Origin of the sequence: Bradyrhizobium sp. 21, assembly GCF_023073335.1 — a bacterium.
Taxonomy (GTDB): Bacteria; Pseudomonadota; Alphaproteobacteria; order Rhizobiales; family Xanthobacteraceae; genus Bradyrhizobium.
Genome location: NZ_JADPJG010000028.1, coordinates 105074 through 129260, shown reverse-complemented (window position 1 = coordinate 129260; position 24187 = coordinate 105074). Strand labels below are relative to the sequence as shown.

At 64.6% G+C, this 24187-nt stretch carries 19 protein-coding genes, 1 tRNA gene and 2 pseudogenes; 12 read left to right on the top strand and 10 right to left on the bottom strand.

Features of this window, described 5'->3' with window-relative positions:
- Positions 1-100: 100 nt before the first annotated feature.
- From IVB31_RS23185 to IVB31_RS23175, 3 genes are all read right to left on the bottom strand, one after another.
- Positions 101-1162, bottom strand: coding sequence for an ABC transporter permease (locus IVB31_RS23185; protein WP_247328083.1), 1062 nt, complete (start codon positions 1160-1162; stop codon positions 101-103).
- On the bottom strand, positions 1159-2685 hold the full coding sequence (locus IVB31_RS23180; RefSeq protein ID WP_247328081.1) for a sugar ABC transporter ATP-binding protein: 1527 nt from the start codon (positions 2683-2685) through the stop codon (positions 1159-1161). The genes IVB31_RS23185 and IVB31_RS23180 overlap by 4 nt, the downstream gene beginning before the upstream one ends.
- A gap of 62 nt (positions 2686-2747) precedes the next feature.
- Positions 2748-3710, bottom strand: coding sequence for a sugar-binding protein (locus IVB31_RS23175; RefSeq protein WP_247328079.1), 963 nt, complete (start codon positions 3708-3710; stop codon positions 2748-2750).
- Positions 3711-3967: 257 nt separating this feature from the next.
- On the opposite strand from IVB31_RS23175, the gene IVB31_RS23170 reads away from it, so the two are divergent.
- The 3 genes and pseudogenes from IVB31_RS23170 to IVB31_RS23160 all read left to right on the top strand — a co-directional run.
- The gene (locus IVB31_RS23170; protein WP_247328077.1) at positions 3968-5227 is read left to right on the top strand and encodes an ROK family protein; all 1260 of its coding nucleotides are present in this window, start codon (positions 3968-3970) and stop codon (positions 5225-5227) included.
- A 68-nt stretch (positions 5228-5295) separates the two neighbouring features.
- Positions 5296-5736, top strand: a pseudogene (locus IVB31_RS23165) (DUF72 domain-containing protein); the annotation flags it as partial.
- Between the two features lie 7 nt (positions 5737-5743).
- A pseudogene (locus tag IVB31_RS23160) lies at positions 5744-5839 on the top strand (LysR family transcriptional regulator); the annotation flags it as partial.
- A 25-nt stretch (positions 5840-5864) separates the two neighbouring features.
- Here the strand turns inward: IVB31_RS23160 and IVB31_RS23155 are convergent.
- The 5 genes from IVB31_RS23155 to IVB31_RS23130 all read right to left on the bottom strand — a co-directional run bounded on the left by IVB31_RS23155 (position 5865) and on the right by IVB31_RS23130 (position 10656).
- Positions 5865-6797, bottom strand: coding sequence for a dihydrodipicolinate synthase family protein (locus IVB31_RS23155; RefSeq protein ID WP_247328075.1), 933 nt, complete (start codon positions 6795-6797; stop codon positions 5865-5867).
- 82 nt (positions 6798-6879) lie between these two features.
- The gene (locus tag IVB31_RS23150; RefSeq protein ID WP_346730891.1) at positions 6880-7794 is read right to left on the bottom strand and encodes a ribokinase; all 915 of its coding nucleotides are present in this window, start codon (positions 7792-7794) and stop codon (positions 6880-6882) included.
- Positions 7795-7887: 93 nt separating this feature from the next.
- Positions 7888-9246, bottom strand: coding sequence for an ABC transporter substrate-binding protein (locus IVB31_RS23145; protein ID WP_247328073.1), 1359 nt, complete (start codon positions 9244-9246; stop codon positions 7888-7890).
- 201 nt (positions 9247-9447) lie between these two features.
- Positions 9448-10503: a LacI family DNA-binding transcriptional regulator gene (locus IVB31_RS23140; RefSeq protein WP_256464347.1), complete on the bottom strand. Its 1056-nt coding sequence runs from the start codon at positions 10501-10503 to the stop codon at positions 9448-9450.
- A 78-nt stretch (positions 10504-10581) separates the two neighbouring features.
- Positions 10582-10656, bottom strand: a tRNA-Gln gene (locus tag IVB31_RS23130).
- Between the two features lie 271 nt (positions 10657-10927).
- On the opposite strand from IVB31_RS23130, the gene IVB31_RS23125 reads away from it, so the two are divergent.
- Positions 10928-12706 (top strand): acyl-CoA dehydrogenase, encoded by a 1779-nt coding sequence (locus IVB31_RS23125; RefSeq protein ID WP_247328071.1) that lies wholly within the window; start codon positions 10928-10930, stop codon positions 12704-12706.
- A 36-nt stretch (positions 12707-12742) separates the two neighbouring features.
- Here the strand turns inward: IVB31_RS23125 and IVB31_RS23120 are convergent, their stop codons facing one another.
- Positions 12743-13981, bottom strand: a complete 1239-nt coding sequence (locus IVB31_RS23120; protein ID WP_247328145.1) for an MFS transporter — start codon at positions 13979-13981, stop codon at positions 12743-12745.
- Between the two features lie 290 nt (positions 13982-14271).
- On the opposite strand from IVB31_RS23120, the gene IVB31_RS23115 reads away from it, so the two are divergent.
- The 8 genes from IVB31_RS23115 (at position 14272) to IVB31_RS23080 (ending at position 23425) form a co-directional block, all read left to right on the top strand.
- Positions 14272-15027: an enoyl-CoA hydratase-related protein gene (locus IVB31_RS23115; protein ID WP_247328068.1), complete on the top strand. Its 756-nt coding sequence runs from the start codon at positions 14272-14274 to the stop codon at positions 15025-15027.
- Between the two features lie 85 nt (positions 15028-15112).
- On the top strand, positions 15113-16771 hold the full coding sequence (locus IVB31_RS23110) for a bifunctional metallophosphatase/5'-nucleotidase (RefSeq protein WP_247328066.1): 1659 nt from the start codon (positions 15113-15115) through the stop codon (positions 16769-16771).
- Between the two features lie 133 nt (positions 16772-16904).
- A complete protein-coding gene (locus IVB31_RS23105) occupies positions 16905-17834 on the top strand; it encodes a histone deacetylase family protein (RefSeq protein ID WP_247328064.1) in 930 nt (309 codons plus the stop codon).
- Between the two features lie 73 nt (positions 17835-17907).
- A complete protein-coding gene (locus IVB31_RS23100) occupies positions 17908-18159 on the top strand; it encodes an exodeoxyribonuclease VII small subunit (protein ID WP_027516568.1) in 252 nt (83 codons plus the stop codon).
- A gap of 598 nt (positions 18160-18757) precedes the next feature.
- The gene (gene dxs / locus IVB31_RS23095; protein ID WP_247328062.1) at positions 18758-20686 is read left to right on the top strand and encodes a 1-deoxy-D-xylulose-5-phosphate synthase; all 1929 of its coding nucleotides are present in this window, start codon (positions 18758-18760) and stop codon (positions 20684-20686) included.
- 183 nt (positions 20687-20869) lie between these two features.
- Positions 20870-21424 (top strand): nucleoside 2-deoxyribosyltransferase, encoded by a 555-nt coding sequence (locus IVB31_RS23090; protein WP_247328058.1) that lies wholly within the window; start codon positions 20870-20872, stop codon positions 21422-21424.
- Between the two features lie 26 nt (positions 21425-21450).
- Positions 21451-22185 (top strand): TlyA family RNA methyltransferase, encoded by a 735-nt coding sequence (locus IVB31_RS23085; protein ID WP_247328055.1) that lies wholly within the window; start codon positions 21451-21453, stop codon positions 22183-22185.
- Positions 22178-23425: a methyltransferase gene (locus IVB31_RS23080; RefSeq protein ID WP_247328052.1), complete on the top strand. Its 1248-nt coding sequence runs from the start codon at positions 22178-22180 to the stop codon at positions 23423-23425. Before IVB31_RS23085 ends, IVB31_RS23080 begins: the two co-directional genes overlap by 8 nt.
- Here the strand turns inward: IVB31_RS23080 and IVB31_RS23075 are convergent, their stop codons facing one another.
- A complete protein-coding gene (locus IVB31_RS23075; RefSeq protein ID WP_247328049.1) occupies positions 23426-24028 on the bottom strand; it encodes a hypothetical protein in 603 nt (200 codons plus the stop codon).
- Between the last annotated feature and the right edge of the window lie 159 nt (positions 24029-24187).

Here is a 24187-nt window from a genome sequence, read left to right as displayed (position 1 = left end):
TCCCTGCCCAAAGCCCTCGAGCCTGGAACGTCTCCTTCTCCACCGCGCACCATTTCAGCCGCCGACGAAGCGGTCCCGTGTCAACTGGAGCCTGGATCTGTCATGCCTGATCGCCTGTTCTCACTGGCAACGCGTCCGCGCCGCGCGGTGATGCGCCCTGCTGTCCTTGCACAAGTGTCGATCTCGGCGCCGTGCGAGCGAGGCCGGCCAGCGCCAGCTTGCGCCGCCGACGGGCCTGCAATTGATGGTCCGCCAGCACGCCGATCAGAATCACTGTCCCCATCACCGCGAAGTTCAGCGAATTGGGGATACCCAGGATGTTGACGAGGTTCTGCAGCACCTGCAGCAGCGCCGTCCCCAGCACGATACCGAGAATGGAGCCCTCGCCGCCGCGCAGGCTGCACCCACCCAGGACGGCTGCCGCGATCGCGTAGAGCTCATAGAAGTTGCCGAAGGAGCTGGGTGAGACCGAGTTCGTGTAGAACACGAACAAGACCGTTGAAACTCCGGCGAGTCCGCCACTGATGATATAGGCGGTTGCGATCACGATATTCGTGCTGATGCCGGAGAAGCGTGCCGCTTCCTCGTTTTTGCCGACGGCATAAAGCCAGCGCCCGTAGACCGAACGGTGCAGCAGCACGCCGAGAATCAGCGCAAGGATGATGAGGAGGATGAAGGAGTTCGGGACACCGGCCACATTGCCGGAGGCGATGTCGCTCAGTGCCCCGGCCTCGTCGCCGTAGCCGAAGCCGCGCGTCGAATCGGTCGTATAGTAGCGGGCGGCTCCGCGATAGATCAGCAACCCGCACAGGGTCACGATGAACGGCTGCATTTTCAGCCGGGTGATCAGGAAACCCTGGATTCCTCCCAGCGTCAGACCGCCAAGCAGCACAGCCAGCAGCGCGATGGGCCAGGGAACCTGATAGGTCGTCAGAAGATCGACGAATACGACACCGAGCAGCGCGAACATCGAACCGAGCGAAAGGTCGATGCCGCCGGTGATGATCACGAGCCCCTCGCCAAGCGCGAACACACCGAAGAGGCCGATCAGATTGGCCATATTCAGCAAGTTCACCAGCGACAGGAAGGCCGGATTGATGGCGCCCGTGATGGCGGAGATCACCACCAGCAGCAACCCGAGGCCGAGTTCCTTCTTGATCATGGCGCAGCCGCTTCCACGGTTTCCAGCGCCTGGCCCATTGCTAGCCGCAACACGTTGTATTCGCTGAACTGAGGGCGCTCGAGCACGCCGCTGACGCTGCCTTCATGCATCACGGCCACCCGGTCGGAGACGCCGATGACCTCCTCCATGTCCGAGGAGATCATCACGATCGCGACGCCCTGCTCGGCGAGTTCGCGCATCAGCGCGTAGATCTCGCTCTTGGCGCCGACATCGACCCCACGGGTGGGCTCGTCGAAGAACATCACGCGCGGCTGCATGGAAAGCCACTTGCCCAACACGACTTTCTGCTGGTTGCCGCCGGAGAGCGTCACCGCCTCCATATCGATGCTCGGCGCCTTGATGGCGAGACGCCTCACCTGCTCTTTCGCGACCTTGCGCTCGTCCACGCCGCTCACCAGCCACATCCGCGCGTAGTTCAGCAGGCTGGCGAGCGTCACGTTTTCGCGGATCGGCAGCTCCAGCACGAGCCCGGATTTCTTGCGGTCCTCCGGCACCAGATAGATTCCCTGCCTGATCGCGTCCCGCGGCGATGCGACCCCGACCGCTGCGTTATCGATCCTGATCTCGCCGCCCAGCAGCGGGTCGATGCCGAAGGCCGCGCGGGCAAGGGAGGTGCGGCCGGCACCCACGAGCCCTGCCAAGCCGAGGATCTCGCCATGCCGCACGGAAAGATCGATCTGCCGGTCGGGAAAGGCTGACGTCACGAGGCCGGCGATATCGCAGCCGCCCGGCTGCGATGGCCGTTTCGGCGGCGTATACAGCGCCTTCAGGTCGCGGCCGATCATCAGTCGGATCATTGCGGCATGGCTTAGCTCGTGCCGCGCAAGCTCCCCGACCGTGCGCCCATCGCGCAGCACGACGACGCGGTCGGCGCAGGTCATGATCTCGCCGAGCCGGTGAGAGATGTAGATCACCGCGATGCCGTGCGCCTTCAAGTCGGCAATCACCTCCAGCAAACGTTCGGTCTCCGAAATCGTCAGGCTCGAGGTCGGCTCGTCCATGATGATCACGCGGGCGTCGATCGAGAGCGCCTTGGCGATCTCCACCATCTGACGCTCGGCGATGGACAGATCGTCGACCAGCGTGTCCGGGGTGAAATCGGCGCCCAGCCGCGCCAGCAGCGGGCTCACGCGAGCGCGCATCTGCGCGTTGTCCACCAGCTTCAGCGGGCCTCCGACAAGCGGCTCGCGTCCGATGAAAACATTCGCGGCGACGTCAAGATTCTCAAACAGGTTCAGCTCCTGATGCACGAAGGCGATGCCGGCCTTGGTCGCCTCGGTCACCGTCATCCGGGCATGCTCCTGGCCGCCGATGCGGATCACCCCCTCGCTCGGCGCGACCACGCCACCCAGCACGCGCATCAGCGTCGACTTGCCGGCGCCGTTCTCGCCGATCAGGCCCAACACTTCGCCACGGCTCACGCGGAGGCTGACATCGTCGAGCGCTATGACCCCGGGATAGGACTTGCTGATGCCGGCGAGTTCGAACAGGATTTCCGCCATTCATTTCCTCCCGCACGACGCCCGGCAGCTTTGGCAGCCGGGCGCCGAAAGGCGCTGAAGAATCACTTCTTCAGCAGGTCCTTCAGATTTGCGGTGAAGTCTGCGACGTTGGACTTGCTGATCACCTTGGTCGGCACGATCAGCTTGCCGCCCTCCGGGATCCAGGACTTGTCGCCGTTCAGCGTCTTGATGATGTTGGTCGCCGAGAGATAGCCGAACTCGTATGGTTGCTGCACGACCGTCGACTCGATCGTGCCGTCCGAGACGCCCCGCAGCGTGCGCTGGTCTTCGTCGAAGCCGACGATCTTCACCTTGCCGGCCTTGCCCGCCGCCTTGACCGCGTCATAGATCAGCGGTGTCTCGTAGCTCCAAAGCCCCGACAACAGCGCAATGTCGGGATATTTGACGAGCACGTTCTCCATATTCGCCTTGGCCTTGGCGGAGTCCACCTGGTCGGTGAAGACGTCGACCAGCTCGACCTTGGTGCCGGCGATCGCCTCCTTGATGCCCTGCACCCGCTCGCGGGCATTGTCCGCGTCCATCGTGCCGACGAACAGCGCGATCTTGCCGCCGTTCGGCAGCGCCTTCTTGATCTCCTCGCCTGCTTGCCGCCCCGCCGCGACGTTGTCGGTGCCGATATAGGCGAGGCGTTTGCTCTGCGGCGCGTCGCTGTCCGTCGTGATCAACACGGTCTTGGCCGCAACCTTGTTGAGCACTTCGGTTGCGTGCGACGCATCGTCTACCGAGATGGAGATGCCGGCCACGCCGCGCACCAGCAAGTCGTCCAGCTCGCGCCGCTGGCCTGCCGCCGTTCCATCGTTGGTGACGATCAACTCGATATTGTAGTCCGGGTGCTCCTTTTGCGCCTTCTCGAGCCCGCGGCCTGCGATGGTCCAGAAGTCGGCCGCGACATTGGTGACCAGCGCAATGGTCTTTTTCTGCTGGGCCTGAGCCATCCCCGTGGCCATCGCGAGCGCAGCGGCCGCGAGCAGCGGGACTATCAATTTTTTCATTGATCCGTTCATGTGCACCTCCCATTGGTCACCCCCCGACGAGGGGCTTCACGGCGCTTTGCGCCTTGTTTTATTTACGCGGCGAATGAATGTTGCAGAGCAAAACATCAAAAACAGGATGTAATGTTCCATTCTTCAAGTGGAGATAGTACATGGAGGATAGAATTAGTAAATATAGCGTCGTAATGACGCACTCTTCCTGTGCTTTTTCGGTCACACCTCGGTAGAGGCGCGGTTATTAATTTCACCTAATAAATTAAAGAGACAGCATGATTGACCAGATTGAGCCGCGGAGACGTAATTCAGGCATGGCCCGCGACTCGAACCGCGGCCGGCTCGTCGAAGTCTTGCGACGCCAGGGACCGCTGCCGCGTGTAGAACTCGCCCGGAGTACGGGATTGAGCTTCCCCGCCGTTTCCGGCCTGACGTCGAGACTGATAGCGGAAGAGTTGCTCTGCGAGAGCGACACCGCGGCAACATCATGGTCCGATGATCCCGACGAAGAGGATGTGAATGGCCGCCGCCGAGGCCGGCCGGCCGTGCTGCTGACCCTGAACCCGGAGTTCGGCCGCATCATCGCAGTCTCGCTGCGCATGAATTTGATCGAAACACTGATCGCGGATTTCAGCGGCTCCAGCCTGGCGCAATCGCGGCTCGAAATTGCTACGCGGGCTCTCGACACCGGCGCGTTGTGCGATCTCGTGATCGCGCAGATCGATGCGATGTTGGAGGCGACGGCCACACCGCGCCATCGGCTGCTGGGAATCGGCATTGCCCTGCAGGGTATCGTGAACGCGGACACCGGCCGGCATCTGTGGAGCCCGGCGCTATCCGTCACCGACATCGATCTGGCGAAGCCGGTGCGCCAGGCATTCGGCGCCGAAGTCGTGATGGCCAATGACGCTGTCGCAGTTGCGCTCGGTCTTTGCGCCGCGGAGCCGTCACTGGCGCAGGGCCTCTCGGCTACGATCATGGTCGGCCACGGCGTCGGCATGGGCGTCGTTGTCGACGGTGAAGCGCGCTGGGGCGCAGGCGCCAGCAGCGAGATCGGCCACATCAAGCTGGGATCGAACGGGCCGCAATGCCGCTGCGGCCAGCGCGGCTGCATCGAAGCCCATCTCGCCGACTATGCGCTCTACCGGGACGCCCGGACCTTCCTCGACTTGCCGCCGGCGGCCTCGCAGCAGCCCTCCGAGGCGCAGATGGCCTTGCTGCGGGAACGAGCACGAGGCGGCGATCCCCGTCTCGAGCACCTATTCCAGCAGGCAGGTCGCGCGCTTGCCGAGGCGGTCGCGGCGACGATATCCGTGTTGCGCCCACACCATATGATCTTGGCGGGGCCCGGCCTGCAGGCTTTCGACATGATGCGCCACGCCTATGAGGAGCGGCTGGAGCAGGCCGTGTTGCCATGGCTGCTGAAGTCCACGGCGATCTATCTACGTCCAAGCGAGTCGGCGGCAATTGTCGAGGGCATGGTGCGGCGAACGCTGCGGGTCGTGGACCGAAACCACATGGAAGCGACGGAGTGAACACCGGCCGCCAGCGTTGCCCGCGCTTCTAAAAAGACAAATATCGCGCTGAGCAAAACGCGGGGCTTGCGGCAAAGCTCGCAATTTTTCTCATCCAGTTTCCGCCGCGCAAGATCTTTGATGAGCGCGAGGCGCACGTGCTTTTCGAAGCGTTGCGGCAAGAATCACACGCCGCACTGGTTTGCGAGCCGCGTCATGAAAGCTGGTTTACACCGGATGTCGAGCAATGGTTCGCCGAGCGACACATCAGTCGCGCGGGGGCCGATCCGGCCCGCGCCTTAAATGCGGACCAGCCGGGAGGATGGCAGGGCCTGCGTTATTTCCGGTTGCACGGGTCGCCTCGTGTCTATTACTCGGCTTATGACGACAAATTCGTGAGCAAGCTTGGTGAGCAAATGTCCACGTTGATTTCATCAAGTGAAGTCTGGTGCATATTTGACAACACGACGCTGGGTGCCGCGATGGAGAATGCCCTCTCGCTCCAGGCTTCGGTTGCCCCTCCGGCCTAGCCGACATGCCGGCGGAGGACTCTCCGTGCTGCCCGACGTCCCGCTGAAATCCCGCCGGCTCGTCCATGTCCTGCCGTCCTGGAGCTTGCCGACAGGCGGCATCCGCCGCAGCCTCATCCGTGATCTGGTCAGCGCGTCGCCGCAATCCTGGCGCGAAAGTTTTCCTGCCCCTGCATGATCTTGTCGAGCAAGGCGTCGAGCGCCCAGAAGCGCTCACGGATGTCGAAATCGACGGCCCGGCTGCGGGCGCACGAGAACGTGCCGAGCCTCTGATGGTACAGCTTCGCCAGCTTGGGATATCCCATCGGCTCGGCCATCGCCGCGAGCGCGAGATAGACGGAGAGATCGTCCGCCAGCGCCGGATGCTCAGAGCTGTGAGCCAACAGCCATTTGTAGAGATCGGGATGGAAATTCGTGAACACGCCGGTGAAGCCGGCAGATCCGGCCCTCATTGCATCGAAGGCGATCGCTGCATTGGCGTTGACGACGGCGAGGGATGAATTGCGCGTCAGTGCGACGCGGCGTTTCACGGTCGCGAGGTCGCAGGACACGTCCTTGAGGATCGCGAACCGTCCGCTGTCGGCGCAGAACGCCAATTCGTCGTCGGACAGGAGCCGGCGGAACGGCGCGGGGCATTCGTAGAGGCCGAGGGGAAGATCGGCAGGCAGCGCATCGAGCAGATGGCGCAGATTATCCATGAAGACGGCGCCGCCCTGCCCCTTCGGGTCGAACCGGTTCGTCACCAGCACCAATCCATCCACGCCGGTTGCGGCGACCGAGATCAGCTCCGTCACTTGATCGTCGCGGGATTCACTGACATGGCCCGACGCAATGACGGGCACCCTGCCGGCTGCTTTTTCGACGACGAAACGCGCCAGCGCGACGCGCTCCTCGAGGCTCAGGAACTGCATCTCGCTCGACTGGGCCACGGCGAACAGCGTGTCCGCGCCATTGGCAATGTACCATTCGATGAGATTTTCGAGACCGGAATAGTCGATCGCGTCCGCTTCAGTGAACGGTGTCAGCATCACGGGAATGATGCCCTGGATGGTTGCAGTCACAGGCTAACTCCAAAAACGTTGACATCGGCGAGATGGAAAAGTCTCTCGCGGAAAAACACATGCGGCAGTCCGCCGGCGGCCCTCACAACAGAGCCTCGGCGGTCGGCATGCCTCTCTGCGCGCCGTGTGCAAGGCAGGCCAGCGAGGCTCCGCGGCACGCGCGGGCAAGCACCTCATGCCAGCCGCGGCCCTCGTCGAGCCCTGCCGCCAGAATGCCGACGAAGGTGTCGCCCGCCCCGGTCGTATCGATCGGGATGATCCGTTCGGCCGCAACGGCGTGGTGCGTGCCGTCCGGATGACACGCGCGGGCTCCCAGAGGTCCCGCGGTCACGATGCAGGTCACAGCACCTGTGGCTGTGAGAAACGCCGCCGCGGCTTCGAAGCGCTCGCCGGTCCAGCCCAATCGCCGCGCCGCGACGCAGGCCTCGTGCTCGTTCACGACGAGAACGCTCGTGGCTTCGAGGAGCATGCGCAGATCGGCTCCGCTCAGGCGCTCCGGTACCGGCGCGAGATTCCAGATCACGCGGCCTGCCGCCGCGCGGACGCGCCGCGCAACGGCGAGCGAGGCCGGAAACGGCACCTCCATCTGAAGGACAAGCGTCGTCGCCGAGGACAGTTCGGCCGCATCCATCAATTCAGCCGCAAGATATCCATTGGCGCCGCTCGCAACCGTGATGGCATTCTCTCCGTCTGTGCTGACGGCGATGAAGGCGCATCCGGTCGGCTCCGGACCCCTCGTGACGCGATCGACGTTGACCCCGTTGGCCGCAAGATTGTCCATGCACAGCTGGCCGAACGCATCCCGCCCGATCCGGCCGACCATGGCCACGCGCCCCTGCGACGACACGCGCGCGGCGGCGACCGCCTGGTTGGCGCCCTTGCCGCCGCACAGCGTGACATAGCCGCTGGCCAGAACCGTCTCGCCGGGGCGGGCAATCGCGTCGACACCAGCGACGAGGTCGACATTGATCGAGCCGAAGACGGTGATCAGAGACATGCACGATCTCCACGGAGCTTCGCCTGCAGGTACGGTGACCTCGAACCGCTCACGCGTCTTGCAACGCGTGAGCGTCAGGGGCGTGGCTGGCGGTCAGTTGCCAGCCACTTCCTTGATGCGCGCGATCATGTCGTCGACGGCCTTGTCGACCGGCACCTTGTTGGTGACGATGGCGTTCACGGCCTTGATCCAGACGTTCTCGCTGTAGAGGGTGGTGAACTTGTAGTTCTTGCTCATCTCGTAACCACCGACGCCGGCGAAGAACTGGTCGCGCTCGGCACGGCGATGGACGTCGCCGTCCCAGAAGGCGGACTTCTGTGCGGCGGTCTTGACCGGGAACCAGCGGCCGAGCGCGCCTTCGACATAGGGCTGCAGGTTTTCATCGCGCAGCAGGAACGAAACGAACTCCTTGGCCCGCTCCTTGTTCTTGGCCTGCTCGAAGATCAGGCCGACCACCACGGAGGCCCGGGTGTGGACCGGTGTGCCATCCGGCTTGTTGGGCCAGACCATGGTGCGGATGCGGTCGGAATAGTTCTTCTTCGCCTCATCGCGCTGCTCGGGGGTGAGCGTCTCGTTGCCGGCATCGTCCAGCCATTTGCCGGGGACGGAGATCGTCGAATTGTGCGTCATGATGGTCGTCTTGTTGTGGAAGGCGACGTTGTTGTCGGGGTCCTTCCAGCTCGTCGCCGATTGCGGGGTGCAGCCCTTCGCGGAGATCTCGACGTAATCCTTCATGGCGGCGACGAGGCCCGCCTTCACCTTGGGATCGTCGACCAGGAGCTTGCCGTTGTCGTCAACGAGCACGACGTTGTAGGCATCCATGAACACCAGGAACGAGATGAAGCTGTCGGTGGCGTCGACGCCCATGGGATGACCGATGCCGTAGACGCGCTTGCCGCTTGCCTTGCGCACGGCCGGCTGCGCCTTGTCGCACCAGAACGACCAGAAGTCCTTCCAGTCCTTCGGGATGTCGGTCTCCTTGAGACCGCCCTCCTCGAGCATGTCCTTCCAATAGTGCAGATGCAGCGTCGCCTGCTTCAACGGGAAGGCGTAGTAGGCCTTTGCCTTGGTCTTGTCGTTGTACAGCATCACCGTTTCGAGCGACTCCGGCGAGAACTCGCCCTTGATGGGCGCGAGCACGGAGCCGAGATCGACCAGCTTGCCTTCGGACGCCCACTTGCCGGCGCCCTGGAAATGGTAGGTGTCCGCATAGCTGACGTCGGGCGGACTGCCCGCATCGAGCGCCGCCACGAGCTTCGGCATCATGTCCTGCGTCGCATATTGCGACAGTTCGACCTTGACCCCGGTCTTGGCCTCGAACTTCTTGACGACGGCGAGCAGCGCGTCTTCCTCGGCCTTGTAGTAGCCCTTGTTCCACCAAACGACGAGCTTCTCCTCGGCGGTCGCCGGGCTCACCGTTCCCATCACCGGCATGAGCAGAGAGACCGCCATCGAACAGTTTCTCACCCACCGCAAAAGGCTGTCGCGCATTATCGTTTCCTCTCCGTCCGATCCCGGCGAGGGGCCCGCCGGTTGCTTTCATGGCTTTTGATGCGGCGTCATGTAAGCGCTTACATCACAGCTGTCAAGCGGGCTGCCTGCGGAGCGTTTGCGCTTGTTGATGAGACGGCGGTTGCCCTTGCCGCTTGTTGCTCAGCGGCCCCTGGCCTTACCGGCACTCTCGCGGATCTTCAGAACAGGTACGATTTCCCGGGATTGTGCCTGCCCTTGCTCGCCTGCGATCACAGCGAGGAGCTCGTTGGCCGCCAAGATGCCGATCTGCTGATTGTCGACCCTCATCGTCGTGAGTCCGGGCGAAAAGCGCGATGAAATCGCAAGATCGTCGAAGCCGGTGATGGAAAAATCCCTGGGCGCCTCCAGGCCGGACTCCCGCGCAGCCATCAGCGCACCGAGCGCCAGATTGTCATTGCCGCAGATGATCGCGGTCGGCCGCGCCTCGACCGCTCGCGTCATCAAACTCGCAAAACTTGCCGCCCCGAATTCCAGCGTCGAGGGACCCATCATCAGATCCTGCGCGGCCATTTCCAGTCCCGCGGCCGCGAGCGCTTCGCTGATGCCGCGAAGCCTTTCCCTCACGCGGTCGTTGTTGGTGTCGGGCTGAAAGATGGCGGCAAACCGACGATGGCCCAGAGACAGCAGGTGGTGGGTCATCCGATCGAAGGCGGCCCGATTGTCGAAGCCGATACACGGGTGCGGCGACAGCTTGTCGTAGGAGTATGTCACGACGTAGGGGATGCGCCGCGAGTTGAGCGCGTCAAAAAGCTCGGGAGGATGATTTTCACCGACCACGGCCAGCGCTTCCACGCCGCGCGCAAGCATGGCATCGGCCTGCCTCAACCCTTCGTCCGGATCGTAGTTCGAGCAGCCCAGGAACAGCGTGAAGCCCCGTTCACTGAAGACCGTCTGCATGCCGCTGATCTGATGGGCAAAGATTTCGTTGTCGAGCGTCGGGATGATGGCGCCGGCGATATGCGTCCTGCGCGAGGCCAGCGCCCTTCCGGCGGCATTCGGAATCCAGTTCAGCGCGCGTGCGGCGTCCTTGACCCGCTGCCTGACCTCTTCGGAAACCTTCCCGGGCTCGTTGAACGCGCGCGATACGGTCGCGGTCGAGACATTGGCCTTGCGGGCAACCTCCTCGAGCTTGACACGGCCGCTGCCTCCACGCGCTCTCTTTGAACCAGCTGCCATCCCCGGCCATTTCGGTCGAATGCGATGTGATCAGTGCCCTGCCATGGTATTCTTGCGCAGCAGACTGTGTGGGAAATCTGGCTGGGGCGGGAGGGATCGAACCTCCGAATGGCGGAATCAAAATCCGCTGCCTTACCACTTGGCTACGCCCCAACAGGCCCTCGGAAACGGCGGCGGCACGCGCTACCGCAGATTCCCTCGAGTGGTGCCGGTCTATAGGGAGAGACGCGGCATTTCAACCGCCCGGAGGGCCAAAATACCGCAGCCGGCGGGGGCGCCGCGCCATACCTTATATGACCGCGACGCCGCCCCGTTCCCGACGGGAATTCTTCCGCCCTCCTGCGGACAGTTGAGACCTCCCCCGTTTCATGGGAATACGGCGCCAAGACCTGTCTAGCGAAGACCTGTCCACGGGGAGTGAGCCATGACCTACCGCGCGCCGATCTCTGACATGCTGCTGTCGCTCAACCACGGCGCGGGCCTGAAGGCCGCCGTGGAGGCCGGTCATTACGGCGATTTCGATGCCGACATCGTCGCCGCGGTGCTGGAAGAGGCCGGCAAGTTCGCAACCGACGTGCTGGCGCCGCTCAACAAGGTCGGCGACGAGCACGGCATCAAGCTTACCGACGGCAAGGTCACGACGGCGCCGGGCTGGCCGGATGCCTACAAGCGCTGGACCGAGGGCGGCTGGAACGCAGTCTCCGGGCCCGAGGATTTTGGCGGCCAGGGCCTGCCGGTCGCGATCAACGCGGCCTGCACCGAGATCTGGAGCGCCTCGAACCTCGCCTTCGGCCTTTGCCCGCTGCTGACGGCGTCGGCGATGGAGGCGCTGGACGCGCATGGCAGCGACGAGCTGAAAAAAATCTATCTCGACAAGCTCGTCTCCGGCGAATGGACCGGCACGATGCAGCTGACCGAGCCGCAGGCCGGCTCCGATGTCGGCGCGCTGCGCACCCGCGCGGAAAAGCAGGCCGACGGCACCTATCGCATCAAGGGGACGAAGATCTTCATCACCTATGGCGAGCACGACATGACCGACAACATCGTGCATTTCGTGCTGGCGCGCCTGCCGGACGCCCCCGCCGGCACCAAGGGGATCTCGCTGTTCCTGGTGCCGAAATTCATGGTCAACGACGACGGCTCGCTCGGCGCGCGCAACGATATTTTTGCCTCGGGCGTCGAGCACAAGCTCGGCATGCATGCCTCCCCCACCTGCACCATGACCATGGGCGATCATGGCGGCGCGATCGGCTTCCTGGTCGGCGAAGAGAACCAGGGCATGCGCTGCATGTTCACGATGATGAACCAGGCCCGTCTCGGCGTCGGCCTCGAAGGCGTCGGCGTTGCCGACCGCGCCTATCAGCAGGCGTTGTCTTATGCACAAGAGCGCAAGCAGGGCCGCGCGGTCGGCAAGAAGGGCGACGGCTCGGACGCGATCTTCGTGCATCCCGACGTCAAGCGCATGCTGATGCGGATGCGGGCGCAGACCGCGGCGGCGCGGACCATCTGCTATGCGACCGCCGTCGCAATCGACGTCTCCACGCGCGCCAAGGATCCGAAGGTGCGCGCTGACGCCGCCGCGCGCGCGGCGCTGCTGACGCCGATGGCCAAGGGCTATTCGACCGACATCGGCAACGAGGTCGCCTATCTCGGCGTGCAGGTGCACGGCGGCATGGGCTTCATCGAGGAGACCGGCGCGGCGCAGCACTATCGCGATGCGCGGATCACCGCGATCTACGAGGGCACCAACGGCATCCAGGCCATCGACCTCGTGACGCGAAAGCTCGCCGCCAATGGCGGCGCGTCGGTGTGGGCGCTGCTCGACGAGCTCTCGGCAACCGTGAAGCAGGTCGAAGCCTCCAACGATCCCGCCTTCGGCACCACGGGCGTAAAATTGCGCGAGGCATTGGAGGCCCTGACGCGCACCAGCAGATGGCTTTTGGAGCGCGTTGCGTCCGCGCCGAACGAGGCGCTCGCCGGCGCGACGCCGTATCTGCAGCAATTCGGGGCCACGCTCGGCGGCTGCATGCTGGCGTCCGAAGCGCTTGCCGCGAAATCCGATGGCAACACGGACGCCGCGCGCTACGTCTCGCTGGCGCGCTTCTTCGCCGAGAACATCACCGTGCAGGCGGGCGCGCTCGAGCGCACGGTGACGGAGAGCGCGGAGTCGGTTGCGGCGGCGGATGCGGTGTTGTTGGGGTAGGCGGAGGGCAGTGTCCCGGAGTGCCGTTCAACCCGGCTACGAAGCGGCGAGCTTCGCACGCCGCCCCGGCCGCCACAGCACGACCGCCGCCGCCACCAGATCGAGCACCACGCACATCGCGAACGCCGTCGTGTAATCGCCGGTGACGCTGCGCACGAGACCGACAATGCCGGGGCCGAAGGCGCTGACGATGCCGCTGATCGACGTGCCCAGTCCCATCGCGGCGGCGAAGGCGCCGGCGCCGATCTCACGCTGGATGATCAGGGGCGGGAACGTGATCATGTTGCCGATCGAGAAACCGTAGACGGCGCAGCACACGAGCAGCACGGTCGGGTTCGTGCTCTGCACAAGCACGAAGAGCGCCGCCGCCTGGCTCGTCATCGACGCCGCGCAGGCGAGCCGCGGATCGAGCCGATCGACGAACAGGCCGAGCGACAGGCGCCCGACCACCGCCATCGCCGCCATGACGGTGACGGCAAGGCCGGCGGCGTAGCGGCCGATCATCGGCTCGAGGAACGTCACCTGGTGGATGATGAAACCCATCTGCGCCAACAGCGCGATCGCGATCGGCAGCACCATGGTCCAGAACGCCGCGTTGGCGAGCAGCACCCTGCGGGACTGCGCCGGCGCGGCCGTGCCGGCACCGGACGCGGATCCGCCCGATGCCAGCGACATCCCGGCGGGCCAGCCGATGAAGATCACGACCACCGGCAGCACCAGCACCACCATCGCGATCGTGGCCGCCAGCATGGCGGAACGAAAGCCGATGCTGCCGGTCAGCGACAGCAGCAGCGGAACGAGCACGATGCCGCCGCAGGTCGCGCCGTTGTAGGCGAGGCTGAGCGCGAGCCCGCGGCGGCGCTCGAACCAGGAGTTCAGCACGGTCGCGATCACCACGGTGCCCATGCCAGTCCAGCCAACCGACATCAGCGCATAGGCGAGATAGAGTTGCCAGGGCGTGTGCAGCAGCGCCAGCAGCACCGTCGAAGCGCCGAGCGCCGACAGGCCGCACAGGATCAGCGTCCGCAGCCCGATGCGGGCGAGCAGATCGTCGGTGAAGATGACGAGGACGGAGGTCAGGAGAAAGGAGAAGGTGCTGGCCGCGGAGACCAGCGTGCCCGGCCAGCCATGGGCGCGCTGGAGCTCGGCGAGATAGACGCCCTGGCCGTACAGGCCGAAGCCGAACATGAAGAAGGCCATCAGGAAGCAGGCCAGCACGACGCGCCAGCCGCGGTAGTGCAGCGAGGATTCGTCGACACCCGTTGCGGCAATCATCAATCGAGCAATCCGTCAAAGGAACCGTCGCAAGAGGCAATCGTGCACCACAACCCTCGGTTTTTCAAACAAAACATTGTAGCCATTTGTTGCAATGCGCAACTGCATATGCGAAGCGATACAACCGGCATGATCCGGCGCGATGCGGTCTTCGGATGGAAGAAGAGCCGCGGCGCCCGGCCGGCCTCGAAAAGGCCGAGCGAGCGCATTGGCAGGCCTGCAAGATGATGTAGGCTGATGCTCGCGAGACTCGGCAAAGGCAAGCGTCGCAGCGATCGCAGGGAGCTCTCATGCCGAATGGCAATATCGTCGTCACCGAAGAACGCGGGACGCGCGTGATCACCCTGCGCCGGCCGAGCAAGAAGAACGCGATCACGCAGGACATGTATCGCGAGATGAGCCGAGCGATCGACACCGCCCAAAACAATCCCGACATCCGCTGCATGATCATCACCGGCGGCTCCGGCGTGTTCACCGCCGGCGACGACATCGACGATTTCATGCAGGCCGAGTCGAATTCCGAGACACTGTCGGACGGTGCAAAATTTCTCTATTCGCTGGCGCTCAACGTCAAGCCGATCATCGCCGCCGTCGACGGCGCCTCGATCGGCATGGGCACCGTGATGCTGTTCCACTGCGACTATGTGCTGGCGTCGACCGCTGCGACCTTCTCCGCGCCCTACATCCATCTCGGGCTCGTGCCGGTCGGCGCGGCCAGCCTCCTGATGCCGAACACGATGGGCTACCAGCGCGCCTTCGCGATGCTGGTGATGGGGCGGGCTTTTACGGCAGCGGAGGCGCATGCCGCCGGCTTCGTCAACACCGTGGTCTCGCCGGGACACACCGAGGTCGAGGCGCGCAAGGTGGCGCGCGAGATCTGCCGGCTTCCCGCCGAAGCGGTCGCGACCTCGCGCAGACTGCTGCGCACCGCGCCCGAGGAGCTCACCCGCCGCATCGACCAGGAGGCCCACCTGTTCGCCGAGCGGCTGAAATCGGACGAGGCGATTGCGGCGTTCAATGCGTTCGCGAACCGGAAGAAGCGATAAGGGCAGCTTTTATCCTCCCTTTGCGCTTGTGGGAGTGGGACGAAAGCTTCGTGAAATCTTCGCGCGGAACGACTAATCTGGTTCCATGCGACATCTTCTCCGTTTGACCGCCCTCACACTCGCGCTCACCCCCCTCCCCGCCTCGGCCCAGACCGCGGCGCCGGTCGAGCTGCGCATCCTCGCCATCAACGATTTTCACGGCAATCTGCGGCCGCCGCCGGGCGGCATCCGCATCAACGATCCCGAGGACAAGGCCAGGAAGGTCATGGTGGCGGCCGGCGGTGCCGAATACATGGCGACGCTGGTGAAGCAGCTGCGCGAGGGACACAAGAACACGATCCTCGTCGCTGCCGGCGATTTGATCGGCGCGAGCCCATTTTTGTCGGCGATGTTCCACGACGAGCCTTCGATCGAGGCGCTCTCCATGATGGGGCTCGCGATCAGCTCGGTCGGCAATCACGAATTCGACGAGGGCAAGACCGAGCTGCTCAGGATACAGAATGGCGGCTGTCATCCGGTCGACGGCTGCCAGGGGCCGCATCCCTTCCTGGGTGCCAAATTCCACTATCTCGCGGCCTCTGCCATCGAGACCACGACCGGCAAGAGCGTGCTGCCGCCTTACGAGATCAGGGAGTTCGAGGGTATCCCCGTCGCCTTCATCGGACTGACCTTGAAGGAGACCGCGGGCATCGTCTCGCCGTCAGGCATCACCGGCCTCGAATTCCGCGACGAAGCCGAAACGGTGAACGCGCAAGTCGCGCAGTTGAAGGCGCGCGGGGTCGAGGCGATCGTGGTGCTGATCCACCAGGGCGGCGAGCCCTCAGGCGACTACAATGAATGCCCCGCCATTACGGGACCGATCGTCGATATCGTCAAAAAATTCGATCGCGCCGTCGACGTCGTGGTCAGCGGCCACACCCACCGGGCCTATGTCTGCGACATCGACGGGCGCCTCGTCACCAGCGGCGACAAATACGGCACACTGGTCACTGCGATCGACCTCAAGCTCGACCCAGTTACGCGCGACATCATCAGCGCCAGGGGCGAGAACGTCCTCGTCGCCAATGCCTCGCTGGCGAAGGATCCCGAGCAGACCGCGCTGATCGACGCCTACGACAAGCTGTCGGCGCCGATAGCCAATCGCCCGGCCGGATCGGTGACGCAGACGCTGTCACGCGTGCCGAACGAGGCCGGCGAAAGCGCGCTCGGCGACGTCATCGCGGACGCGCAGCTTGCCGCGACCAGGGACGCCAAGGACGGCAGCGCTGTCATCGCCCTCACCAATCCCGGCGGCATTCGCACCGACATCGTTCCAAAGGAGAACGGCGCGATATCCTTCGGCGATGTTTTCGCGAGCCAGCCGTTCCGCAACCGCCTCGTCACCATGACGCTCACGGGCAGCCAGCTCAAGGACATGCTGGAGCAGCAATGGCTGGATCCGAAGCGGCCGCGTATCCTCCAGGTCTCGAACGGGTTCAGCTATGCCTGGGATGCGGCGAAGCCATTCGGCGAGCGCGTCGCCGCCGACAAGATGACGCTCGACGGCAGGCCGATCGAAGCGGGAAGCAGCTATCGCGTCACCCTCAACGATTATCTCGCAGTCGGGGGCGACGGCTTTACAGTCGCCAAACAAGGCACGGGTCCGCAATATGGCGGCTACGACGCTGACGCGCTGTTCGCCTTCTTCAGGGCGCACGGACCGATCGGTCCGCTGCCGCTGAGCCGCATCCTGCGCGTGAATTGATCCGGATCAAACGGGCTGGTCCGTGCGACCCTTTGCCATTCCCGGCGGAACGCCTAGATTGGGTCTGCATTTGCGTTTTGGCGCCGGATGCGCCAAGCGACGTCGAGAGCCCGCATCCCATGAGGCCGACCTGATGAGTACGCTTCTCCTCTCCCACAAGGCCTGCCTCGACCACGTCACGCCGCCGGGACATCCCGAAAGGCCCGACCGCCTGCGCGCGGTGGAGGAAGCACTGTCGCATGAACGCTTCCAGTTCCTGGTGCGCGACCAGGCGCCGGAGGGCGATCTCGACCTGGTCACGCTCTGCCACAACGAGCATTACGTCACCGAGCTGCGCCACATCGCCCCGACCAGCGGCCAGGTCTATATCGATGGCGACACTTCGATGTCGCCGGGCACATGGGAAGCGGTCATGCGCGGCGTCGGCGGCGCGGTCGCGGCGACCGAAGCGGTGATGAATGGCGAGCATCGCAACGCCTTCGTCGCGGTGCGCCCGCCCGGCCATCACGCCGAGATCGGCAAGCCGATGGGCTTCTGCTTCTTCGACAACGTCGCAATCGCAGCACGTCACGCGCAGCGCAAATACGGCATCACGCGCGCGGCCATCGTCGATTTCGACGTGCATCACGGCAATGGCACGCAGGACATCTTCTGGTCCGACCCGACCGTGATGTACTGCTCGACGCACCAGATGCCGCTGTTTCCGGGCACCGGCGCCAAGAGCGAGCGCGGCGACCACGACACCATCGTCAACGCGCCGCTCGCTTCCGAGGACGGCGGCCCGGAATTCCGCATCGCGTTCGAGAATTTGATCCTGCCGCAGCTCGAAAAATTCAGCCCGGAGCTGCTCGTCATCTCTGCAGGCTTCGATGCGCACTATCGCGATCCGCTGGCGTCGCTGAATTTGCGCGCCGAGGATTATGCCTGGGTGACGCGCAAGCTCATGGACCTCGCCGACAAGTCCGCGGGGGGGCGCGTTGTTTCTGTGCTCGAAGGCGGCTACGACCTGCAGGGATTGAAAGAATCTGTTACGGCGCATGTCGGCGCCCTGATGGGCGCCTGAAGCACCCGCCACATTACGCCCGCAAAACTCTGTTTTCTCGCTGAGAAAGCGAATCGGGCAATCGGAAACTTATATGGCCGAAAATACCCAAATCGACGTCTCCAGGCTGACCTTCGAACGCGCCATCGAGGAGCTCGAAACGATCGTGAAGCGGCTCGAGGACGGCAAGGTGCCGCTCGAGGAATCCGTCACGATCTACGAGCGCGGCGAAGCCCTGAAGCGCCGCTGCGAAGAGTTGCTGCGCCAGGCCGAGGCGCGGGTCGACAAGATCACCACCGATGCCAGCGGCCAGGCCACCGGCACCGCGCCGCTCGACGTCCAGTAACGGCTGCCCTTCAAAGCCGCCCGTCTCAAGCCTCGGTCCGCCCGCGATTTTTCACGATCGCACGCCGGTCTCCCGATCATGAGCGGGGTCGCCAAGCGCGAAGATCGAAGAATTTCCCTGCGCGGGAGTCTCCAGCTGCCCGAATCCGGTCGAAACGGCCTCCTCTCGGCTAAAATCTGCCAAGGAACCGGGCAAGGAACCCGGCAAGACTGGAACCCTTCCGCTGGCGCCACGATTAACCACCCTGGCCCGCCAGTTGCGCCTGCATGGCCGTAATCGGCCCGGCGGGTTGGCTTTGGCCCAAGCTTTGGTGTAAAGCTGCGCGGAGTGTGGCTTTTTGCAAGCCTTGCGTGGGCACGGATTACCGACGACAAGCGCTTCAAACTGCTGATGAATTGGCTGGGATGGACGAAGCCAATAGAAGTGACAGGGATCACAGAGACTGAACCGGAGAGCATTTAGGCTCACCTAAGCTTGAAGACGGGGCTTTGCCCCATGCAGGTGGCTCCGACGGTTTAAGGACTCGCGCTGCGCCGATATTGAGCAAACCCATCGCGCACCGGAACGATCTTCCGGCGCTGACAAATTGGAAATCGCCGTGAACGCATACAGTAAAACGCCGCTTCTCGACACCATCCGGACGCCGGACGATCTGCGCAAGCTCAAGGTCGAGCAGGTTCGCCAGGTCGCCGACGAGCTGCGTCAGGAGACCATCGATGCCGTTTCGACGACCGGCGGTCACTTCGGCGCAGGCCTCGGCGTGGTCGAGCTCACCACCGCGATTCATTATGTCTTCGACACCCCGCGCGACCGGCTGATCTGGGACGTCGGCCACCAAGCGTATCCGCACAAGATCCTCACCGGCCGGCGCGACCGCATCCGCACCCTGCGCACCGGCGGCGGCCTGTCCGGCTTCACCAAGCGCAGCGAGAGCGATTACGATCCGTTCGGCGCCGCGCATTCCTCGACCTCGATCTCAGCCGGCCTCGGCATGGCGGTCGCGCGCGACCTCTCCGGCGGCAACAATAATGTCATCGCGGTCATCGGTGACGGCGCAATGTCGGCCGGAATGGCCTACGAGGCCATGAACAATGCGGGTGCGATGAACTCGCGCCTGATCGTCATCCTAAACGACAACGACATGTCGATCGCGCCGCCGGTCGGCGCGATGAGCGCCTATCTGTCGCGCCTCTACTCCGGCAAGACCTATCGCACACTCCGGGAGGCCGCCAAGCAGATCAACCAGCGGCTGCCGAAGGTTATCGCCAGCCGCGCCAACCGCGTCGAGGAATATTCCCGCGGCTTCATGATGGACGGCGGCACGCTGTTCGAGGAGCTCGGCTTCTATTACGTCGGCCCGATCGACGGTCATAATCTCGACCATCTGCTGCCCGTGCTGAAGAACGTGCGCGACATGGAGACCGGCCCCATCCTGGTCCACGTCGTGACGCAGAAGGGCAAGGGCTACGGCCCGGCGGAAGCCTCCGCCGACAAGTACCACGCCGTCGTCAAGTTCGACGTCGCGACCGGGACCCAGGCCAAGTCCAAGCCGAATGCGCCGGCCTACCAGAACGTGTTCGGCCAGAGCCTCGTCAAGGAAGCCGAGAAGGACGACAAGATCGTCGCCATCACCGCGGCGATGCCGTCCGGCACCGGCGTCGACATCTTCAACAAGGCGTTCCCCGACCGTACCTTCGACGTCGGCATCGCCGAGCAGCACGCGGTGACCTTCGCCGCCGGGCTTGCGACCGAGGGCTACAAGCCGTTCTGCGCGATCTACTCGACGTTCCTGCAGCGTGGCTACGACCAGATCGTGCATGACGTCGCGATCCAGAGCTTGCCCGTGCGCTTCGCCATCGATCGCGCCGGTCTTGTCGGCGCCGATGGCGCGACCCATGCCGGCTCGTTCGACAACGCCTATCTCGGCTGCCTGCCGAACATGGTCATCATGGCTGCGGCCGACGAGGCCGAGCTCGTGCACATGGTGGCGACCCAGGTCGCAATTAACGACCGGCCAAGCTCCCTGCGCTATCCGCGCGGCGAAGGCCGCGGCATCGAGATGCCCGAAATCGGTGTTCCGCTCGAGATCGGCAAGGGTCGTATCGTCCGCCAGGGCAGCAAGATCGCCCTGCTCTCCTTCGGCACCCGTCTGGCCGAATGCGAGAAAGCGGCCGACGAGCTCGCAGCCCATGGCCTTTCGACCACGATCGCGGATGCGCGCTTCATGAAGCCGCTGGACACCGAGCTGGTGCTCAAGCTCGCCCGTGACCACGAGATCCTGATCACGATCGAGGAGGGCTCGGTCGGCGGCTTCGGCTCGCACGTTGCGCAGTACCTGACCGACCAGGGCGCGCTCGACGGAGGCATGGTCAAGTTCCGCTCGATGGTGCTGCCCGACGTGTTCCAGGACCACGACACCCCGGCCGCGATGTACGGCCGTGCCGGTCTCGACGCCAAGGGCATCGTCGCCAAGGTGTTCGAGGCGCTCGGCAAGGACGTCAAGGCCGAGACGGTCAAGCTGGCTTAAAGGCTGCTTTCTACACCTCTCCCGCTTGCGGGAGAGGTCGCGCCGTAGGCACGGGTGGGGGCTTTCTCCTCTTGGGGAGCGTCGCCTGCGGAGACACCCCCCCGACCCTCTCCGCAAGCGGGAGAGGGAGCAGAGCACGCGCTGTGGCTCGCACCTCGATTCAAATTGTTTGGCCTTGGCTCCATGAAAATCTATCTGGCAGGCCCCGACGTGTTCCTGCCGGATGCGGTTGAGACCGGCCGGCGCAAGGTCGACATTTGCACCGCTCACGGGCTCACCGGCCTCTATCCCTTCGACAATGAAATCGACCTCGTCGCGCCCGATGCCTCGCGGCAGATCTTTTGCGGCAACGAGGCGATGATGGATCAGGCCGATGCCATCATCGCCAATCTCACGCCGTTCCGGGGCGCCGGCGCCGATCCCGGCACCGTCTACGAGCTCGGCTACATGGCCGGGCGCCGCAAGTTTTGCCTGGCCTATTCCAACGACGGCGCCGCCTACGCCGACCGTGTCGGCCGCTTCATGGACGTGACGTCCGAGGACGGGCGGCTGGTCGACGCGCAGGGGCTGACGGTCGAGGATTTTGGCCTGGTGGACAATCTCATGATGATCCACGCGCTGGAGCTGCACGGTTGCCCGCTGGTGACGCCGACCGAGATGCCGGTCGACGTCTGGCACGATCTGGCCGCGTTCGAGGCTTGCGTCCGGATGGCAGCCGCGCGATTGATCGCACCCTAACCGCATCAGGCGTCTTCGGAGAGATTATGTCCCCTGCCCGCAAGCGCGCGGATGTTCTGCTGGTCGAGCGGGGCCTGTTCGAGAGCCGCGCGCGGGCGCGCGCGGCAATCGAGGCCGGGCTCGTCACCGCCGACGACAAGCAGGTCGCAAAACCGTCGGAGACCATCGCCGAGGACGCGGTGATCCAGGCCGAGCCCGCGCATCCCTATGTCTCCCGCGGCGGCGTCAAGCTCGCGGGCGCGCTGGAACGCTATCCCATCGAGATCGAGGACCATGTCTGCCTCGACGTCGGCGCCTCCACCGGCGGCTTCACCGAGGTGCTGCTGGCGAACGGCGCAAGCCTGGTGTTCGCCATCGATGTCGGCACCAGCCAGCTGCATCCCTCGCTGCGCGGTCACTCCAAAATCGTGTCGATGGAGGAGACCGACATCCGTGTCTATGACGGCAAGCGGCTGCCGGCGCGACCCGATGTCGTCGTCATCGACGTCAGCTTCATCTCGCTCAAGACGGTGCTGCCGGTGGCGCTGTCGCTGGCCGCCGCGCCGATGAGCCTGCTGGCGCTGATCAAGCCGCAATTCGAGGCGGAGCGGAAGCACAACAAGAAGGGCATCGTCCGCGACGCGGCCGTGCACCAGCAGATCTGCGACGACATCGCGGCTTTCGCAGGCTCGCTCGGCTGCACCGATATCGAGGTGTTTCCCTCCTCGATTGCCGGCGGCGACGGCAACATCGAATTCTTCCTGGGCGCGCGTCGTGGTTGAGCGCCTCACGATCGATCACGTCGGCCATCGCGGCGACGGCGTCTCGCTGGCGGCGGGGGATTCGGTCTATGTGCCCTATGCGCTCGGCGGCGAGACCGTCGAGGTCGACCACGTCGCGGGCAACCATCCCGATCGCCGCAAGCTGCTGGCGGTGGATGTTGCGAGCCCCGAACGCGTGGCGCCGTTCTGTCCGCATTTCGGCGTCTGTGGCGGCTGCGCCATCCAGCACTGGGCGGCTGAGCCGTATCACGCCTGGAAGCGCGGCATCGTGGTCGAGACGCTGGCGCAGGCCAGCATCGAATGCGAGGTGGCGCCGCTGGTCGATGCCCATGGCGCGGGGCGCAGGCGCGTCACGCTGCATGGCCGGTTCGGCACGCATGACATCCTCAAGGTGGGTTTTTCTGCCGCGAGCTCGCACGACGTCATCCCGATCCATCGCTGCCCGATCCTCGATCCCGGGCTCGAGGGGACGCTCGATGCCGCCTGGGCGCTGGCGGAGCTGCTGACCTCGCGGATGTCGGTGACGAAACCGCTGGACATCCAGGTCACCGCGACCGGCAACGGTCTCGACGTCGACGTGCGCGGTTCCGGCCCGTTGCCAACGCCGCTCGTGACGGCGCTGTCGCGCGTCGCCGAGCAGCATCGCCTGGCGCGGCTGACACGGCACGGCGAGCTGGTGCTGCAACGCCTGCCGCCGACCCTGCAGATGGGCCGCGCCGAGGTGACGTTGCCGCCGGGCTCGTTCCTGCAAGCAACCATCGCCGGCGAAGAGACGCTTGCGTCGCTCGTGGCGGAGCGCATCGGCAAGGCCAAGAACGTTCTCGACCTCTTCTGCGGCGTCGGCCCGTTCGCGTTGCGGCTCGCCGAGAAGGCCCGCGTCACCGCCTATGACAACGATGCCGGCGCCATCGCAGCGCTCGCCAAGGCTGCGCGCACGCCGGGGCTCAAGCCGATCAAGGCCGAGCCGCGCGACCTGTTCCGCCGTCCCCTGGTGCCGCCGGAGCTGCGCGACTTCGACGCCGTGGTGTTCGATCCGCCGCGCCAGGGCGCGCAGGCGCAGGCAATGAAGCTCGCCGCCAGCAAGGTGCCCGTGGTGGTCGCAGTGTCCTGCAACGTCGCGACATTTGCACGCGATGCGCGACTCCTGATCGATGGCGGCTACAAGATTGATCGCGTGGTGCCCGTGGACCAATTCCGACACACGCCGCATGTCGAGCTGGTGGCGAAGTTCACACGATAGCTATCGGCGAAGGCCGCCCAACGCCGGCGACTCGCCGGGCAGCATGTTCGATCTGATATCGCTGTCCATGCGGCTCGAATCCTGCTGGGTGAAACCGGCGCCGAACGACAGGCTGAGGTTGGAGGTCGGCTTGAACTCGACCCCCGCAAATGCGCCGTAGCCGGGCGAGGCGCTGGAGGTGAGCGGCGCAAGCGAGCTGCCAATGCCGTTACCGTATTTCAGCGTGTCGAAGCCGGCAAAGAACGTGACGGGCATGCCGCCCGCGGTCTTGGTGTTGTAACCGAACTGCGTGCCATCATAAGAGAGCGCGCTGAAATTGCCGGCGGCCGCGCTCTGGCTGAGCCCGCCGAAACCGAGACTGCCGTGTTCGCTTCCGACAAAGAAACCGGGACGAAAACTGTAGCTGCCGTCGGCATCGCCGGCCTTGAAGCTTGGAAAGTTGCCGTAGGCATCGGCGCTCTGGCCGCTGCTTCCGCCAAAGCCGAAAGGACCACCCGGTATCCAATATCTCACGGGCGCCGCTTGCGCGTGAGCCGATGCTCCGCCGAGGCAAAGCACCGCGAAGAGAGTTGCGAGAGCGCAAGAACGTGCAAGGCTGGACATTCGGGTGACCGTCAGAAAGCACGCAAATTATACGCGACGGCTGTCGCGAACGCCAGTGGAGCCGACGCCCGGGCATCAACCCGCCCTACCGCGCCTGTATCCGCGAGCCGGAACTCGCGTCATGCAGGCAGCAGCACCGAACGACAGCGTGCCGGCGCT

Bases quoted from the DNA above. Each gene is read 5' to 3' on its own strand.
- IVB31_RS23185 (WP_247328083.1), bottom strand. From the start codon at position 1,162: ATGATCAAGAAGGAACTCGGCCTCGGGTTGCTGCTGGTGGTGATCTCC.
- IVB31_RS23180 (WP_247328081.1), bottom strand. From the start codon at position 2,685: ATGGCGGAAATCCTGTTCGAACTCGCCGGCATCAGCAAGTCCTATCCC.
- IVB31_RS23175 (WP_247328079.1), bottom strand. From the start codon at position 3,710: ATGAACGGATCAATGAAAAAATTGATAGTCCCGCTGCTCGCGGCCGCT.
- IVB31_RS23170 (WP_247328077.1), top strand. From the start codon at position 3,968: ATGATTGACCAGATTGAGCCGCGGAGACGTAATTCAGGCATGGCCCGC.
- IVB31_RS23150 (WP_346730891.1), bottom strand. From the start codon at position 7,794: ATGTCTCTGATCACCGTCTTCGGCTCGATCAATGTCGACCTCGTCGCT.
- IVB31_RS23145 (WP_247328073.1), bottom strand. From the start codon at position 9,246: ATGGCGGTCTCTCTGCTCATGCCGGTGATGGGAACGGTGAGCCCGGCG.
- IVB31_RS23140 (WP_256464347.1), bottom strand. From the start codon at position 10,503: ATGGCAGCTGGTTCAAAGAGAGCGCGTGGAGGCAGCGGCCGTGTCAAG.
- IVB31_RS23125 (WP_247328071.1), top strand. From the start codon at position 10,928: ATGACCTACCGCGCGCCGATCTCTGACATGCTGCTGTCGCTCAACCAC.
- IVB31_RS23120 (WP_247328145.1), bottom strand. From the start codon at position 13,981: ATGATTGCCGCAACGGGTGTCGACGAATCCTCGCTGCACTACCGCGGC.
- IVB31_RS23115 (WP_247328068.1), top strand. From the start codon at position 14,272: ATGCCGAATGGCAATATCGTCGTCACCGAAGAACGCGGGACGCGCGTG.
- IVB31_RS23110 (WP_247328066.1), top strand. From the start codon at position 15,113: ATGCGACATCTTCTCCGTTTGACCGCCCTCACACTCGCGCTCACCCCC.
- IVB31_RS23105 (WP_247328064.1), top strand. From the start codon at position 16,905: ATGAGTACGCTTCTCCTCTCCCACAAGGCCTGCCTCGACCACGTCACG.
- IVB31_RS23100 (WP_027516568.1), top strand. From the start codon at position 17,908: ATGGCCGAAAATACCCAAATCGACGTCTCCAGGCTGACCTTCGAACGC.
- IVB31_RS23090 (WP_247328058.1), top strand. From the start codon at position 20,870: ATGAAAATCTATCTGGCAGGCCCCGACGTGTTCCTGCCGGATGCGGTT.
- IVB31_RS23085 (WP_247328055.1), top strand. From the start codon at position 21,451: ATGTCCCCTGCCCGCAAGCGCGCGGATGTTCTGCTGGTCGAGCGGGGC.
- IVB31_RS23075 (WP_247328049.1), bottom strand. From the start codon at position 24,028: ATGTCCAGCCTTGCACGTTCTTGCGCTCTCGCAACTCTCTTCGCGGTG.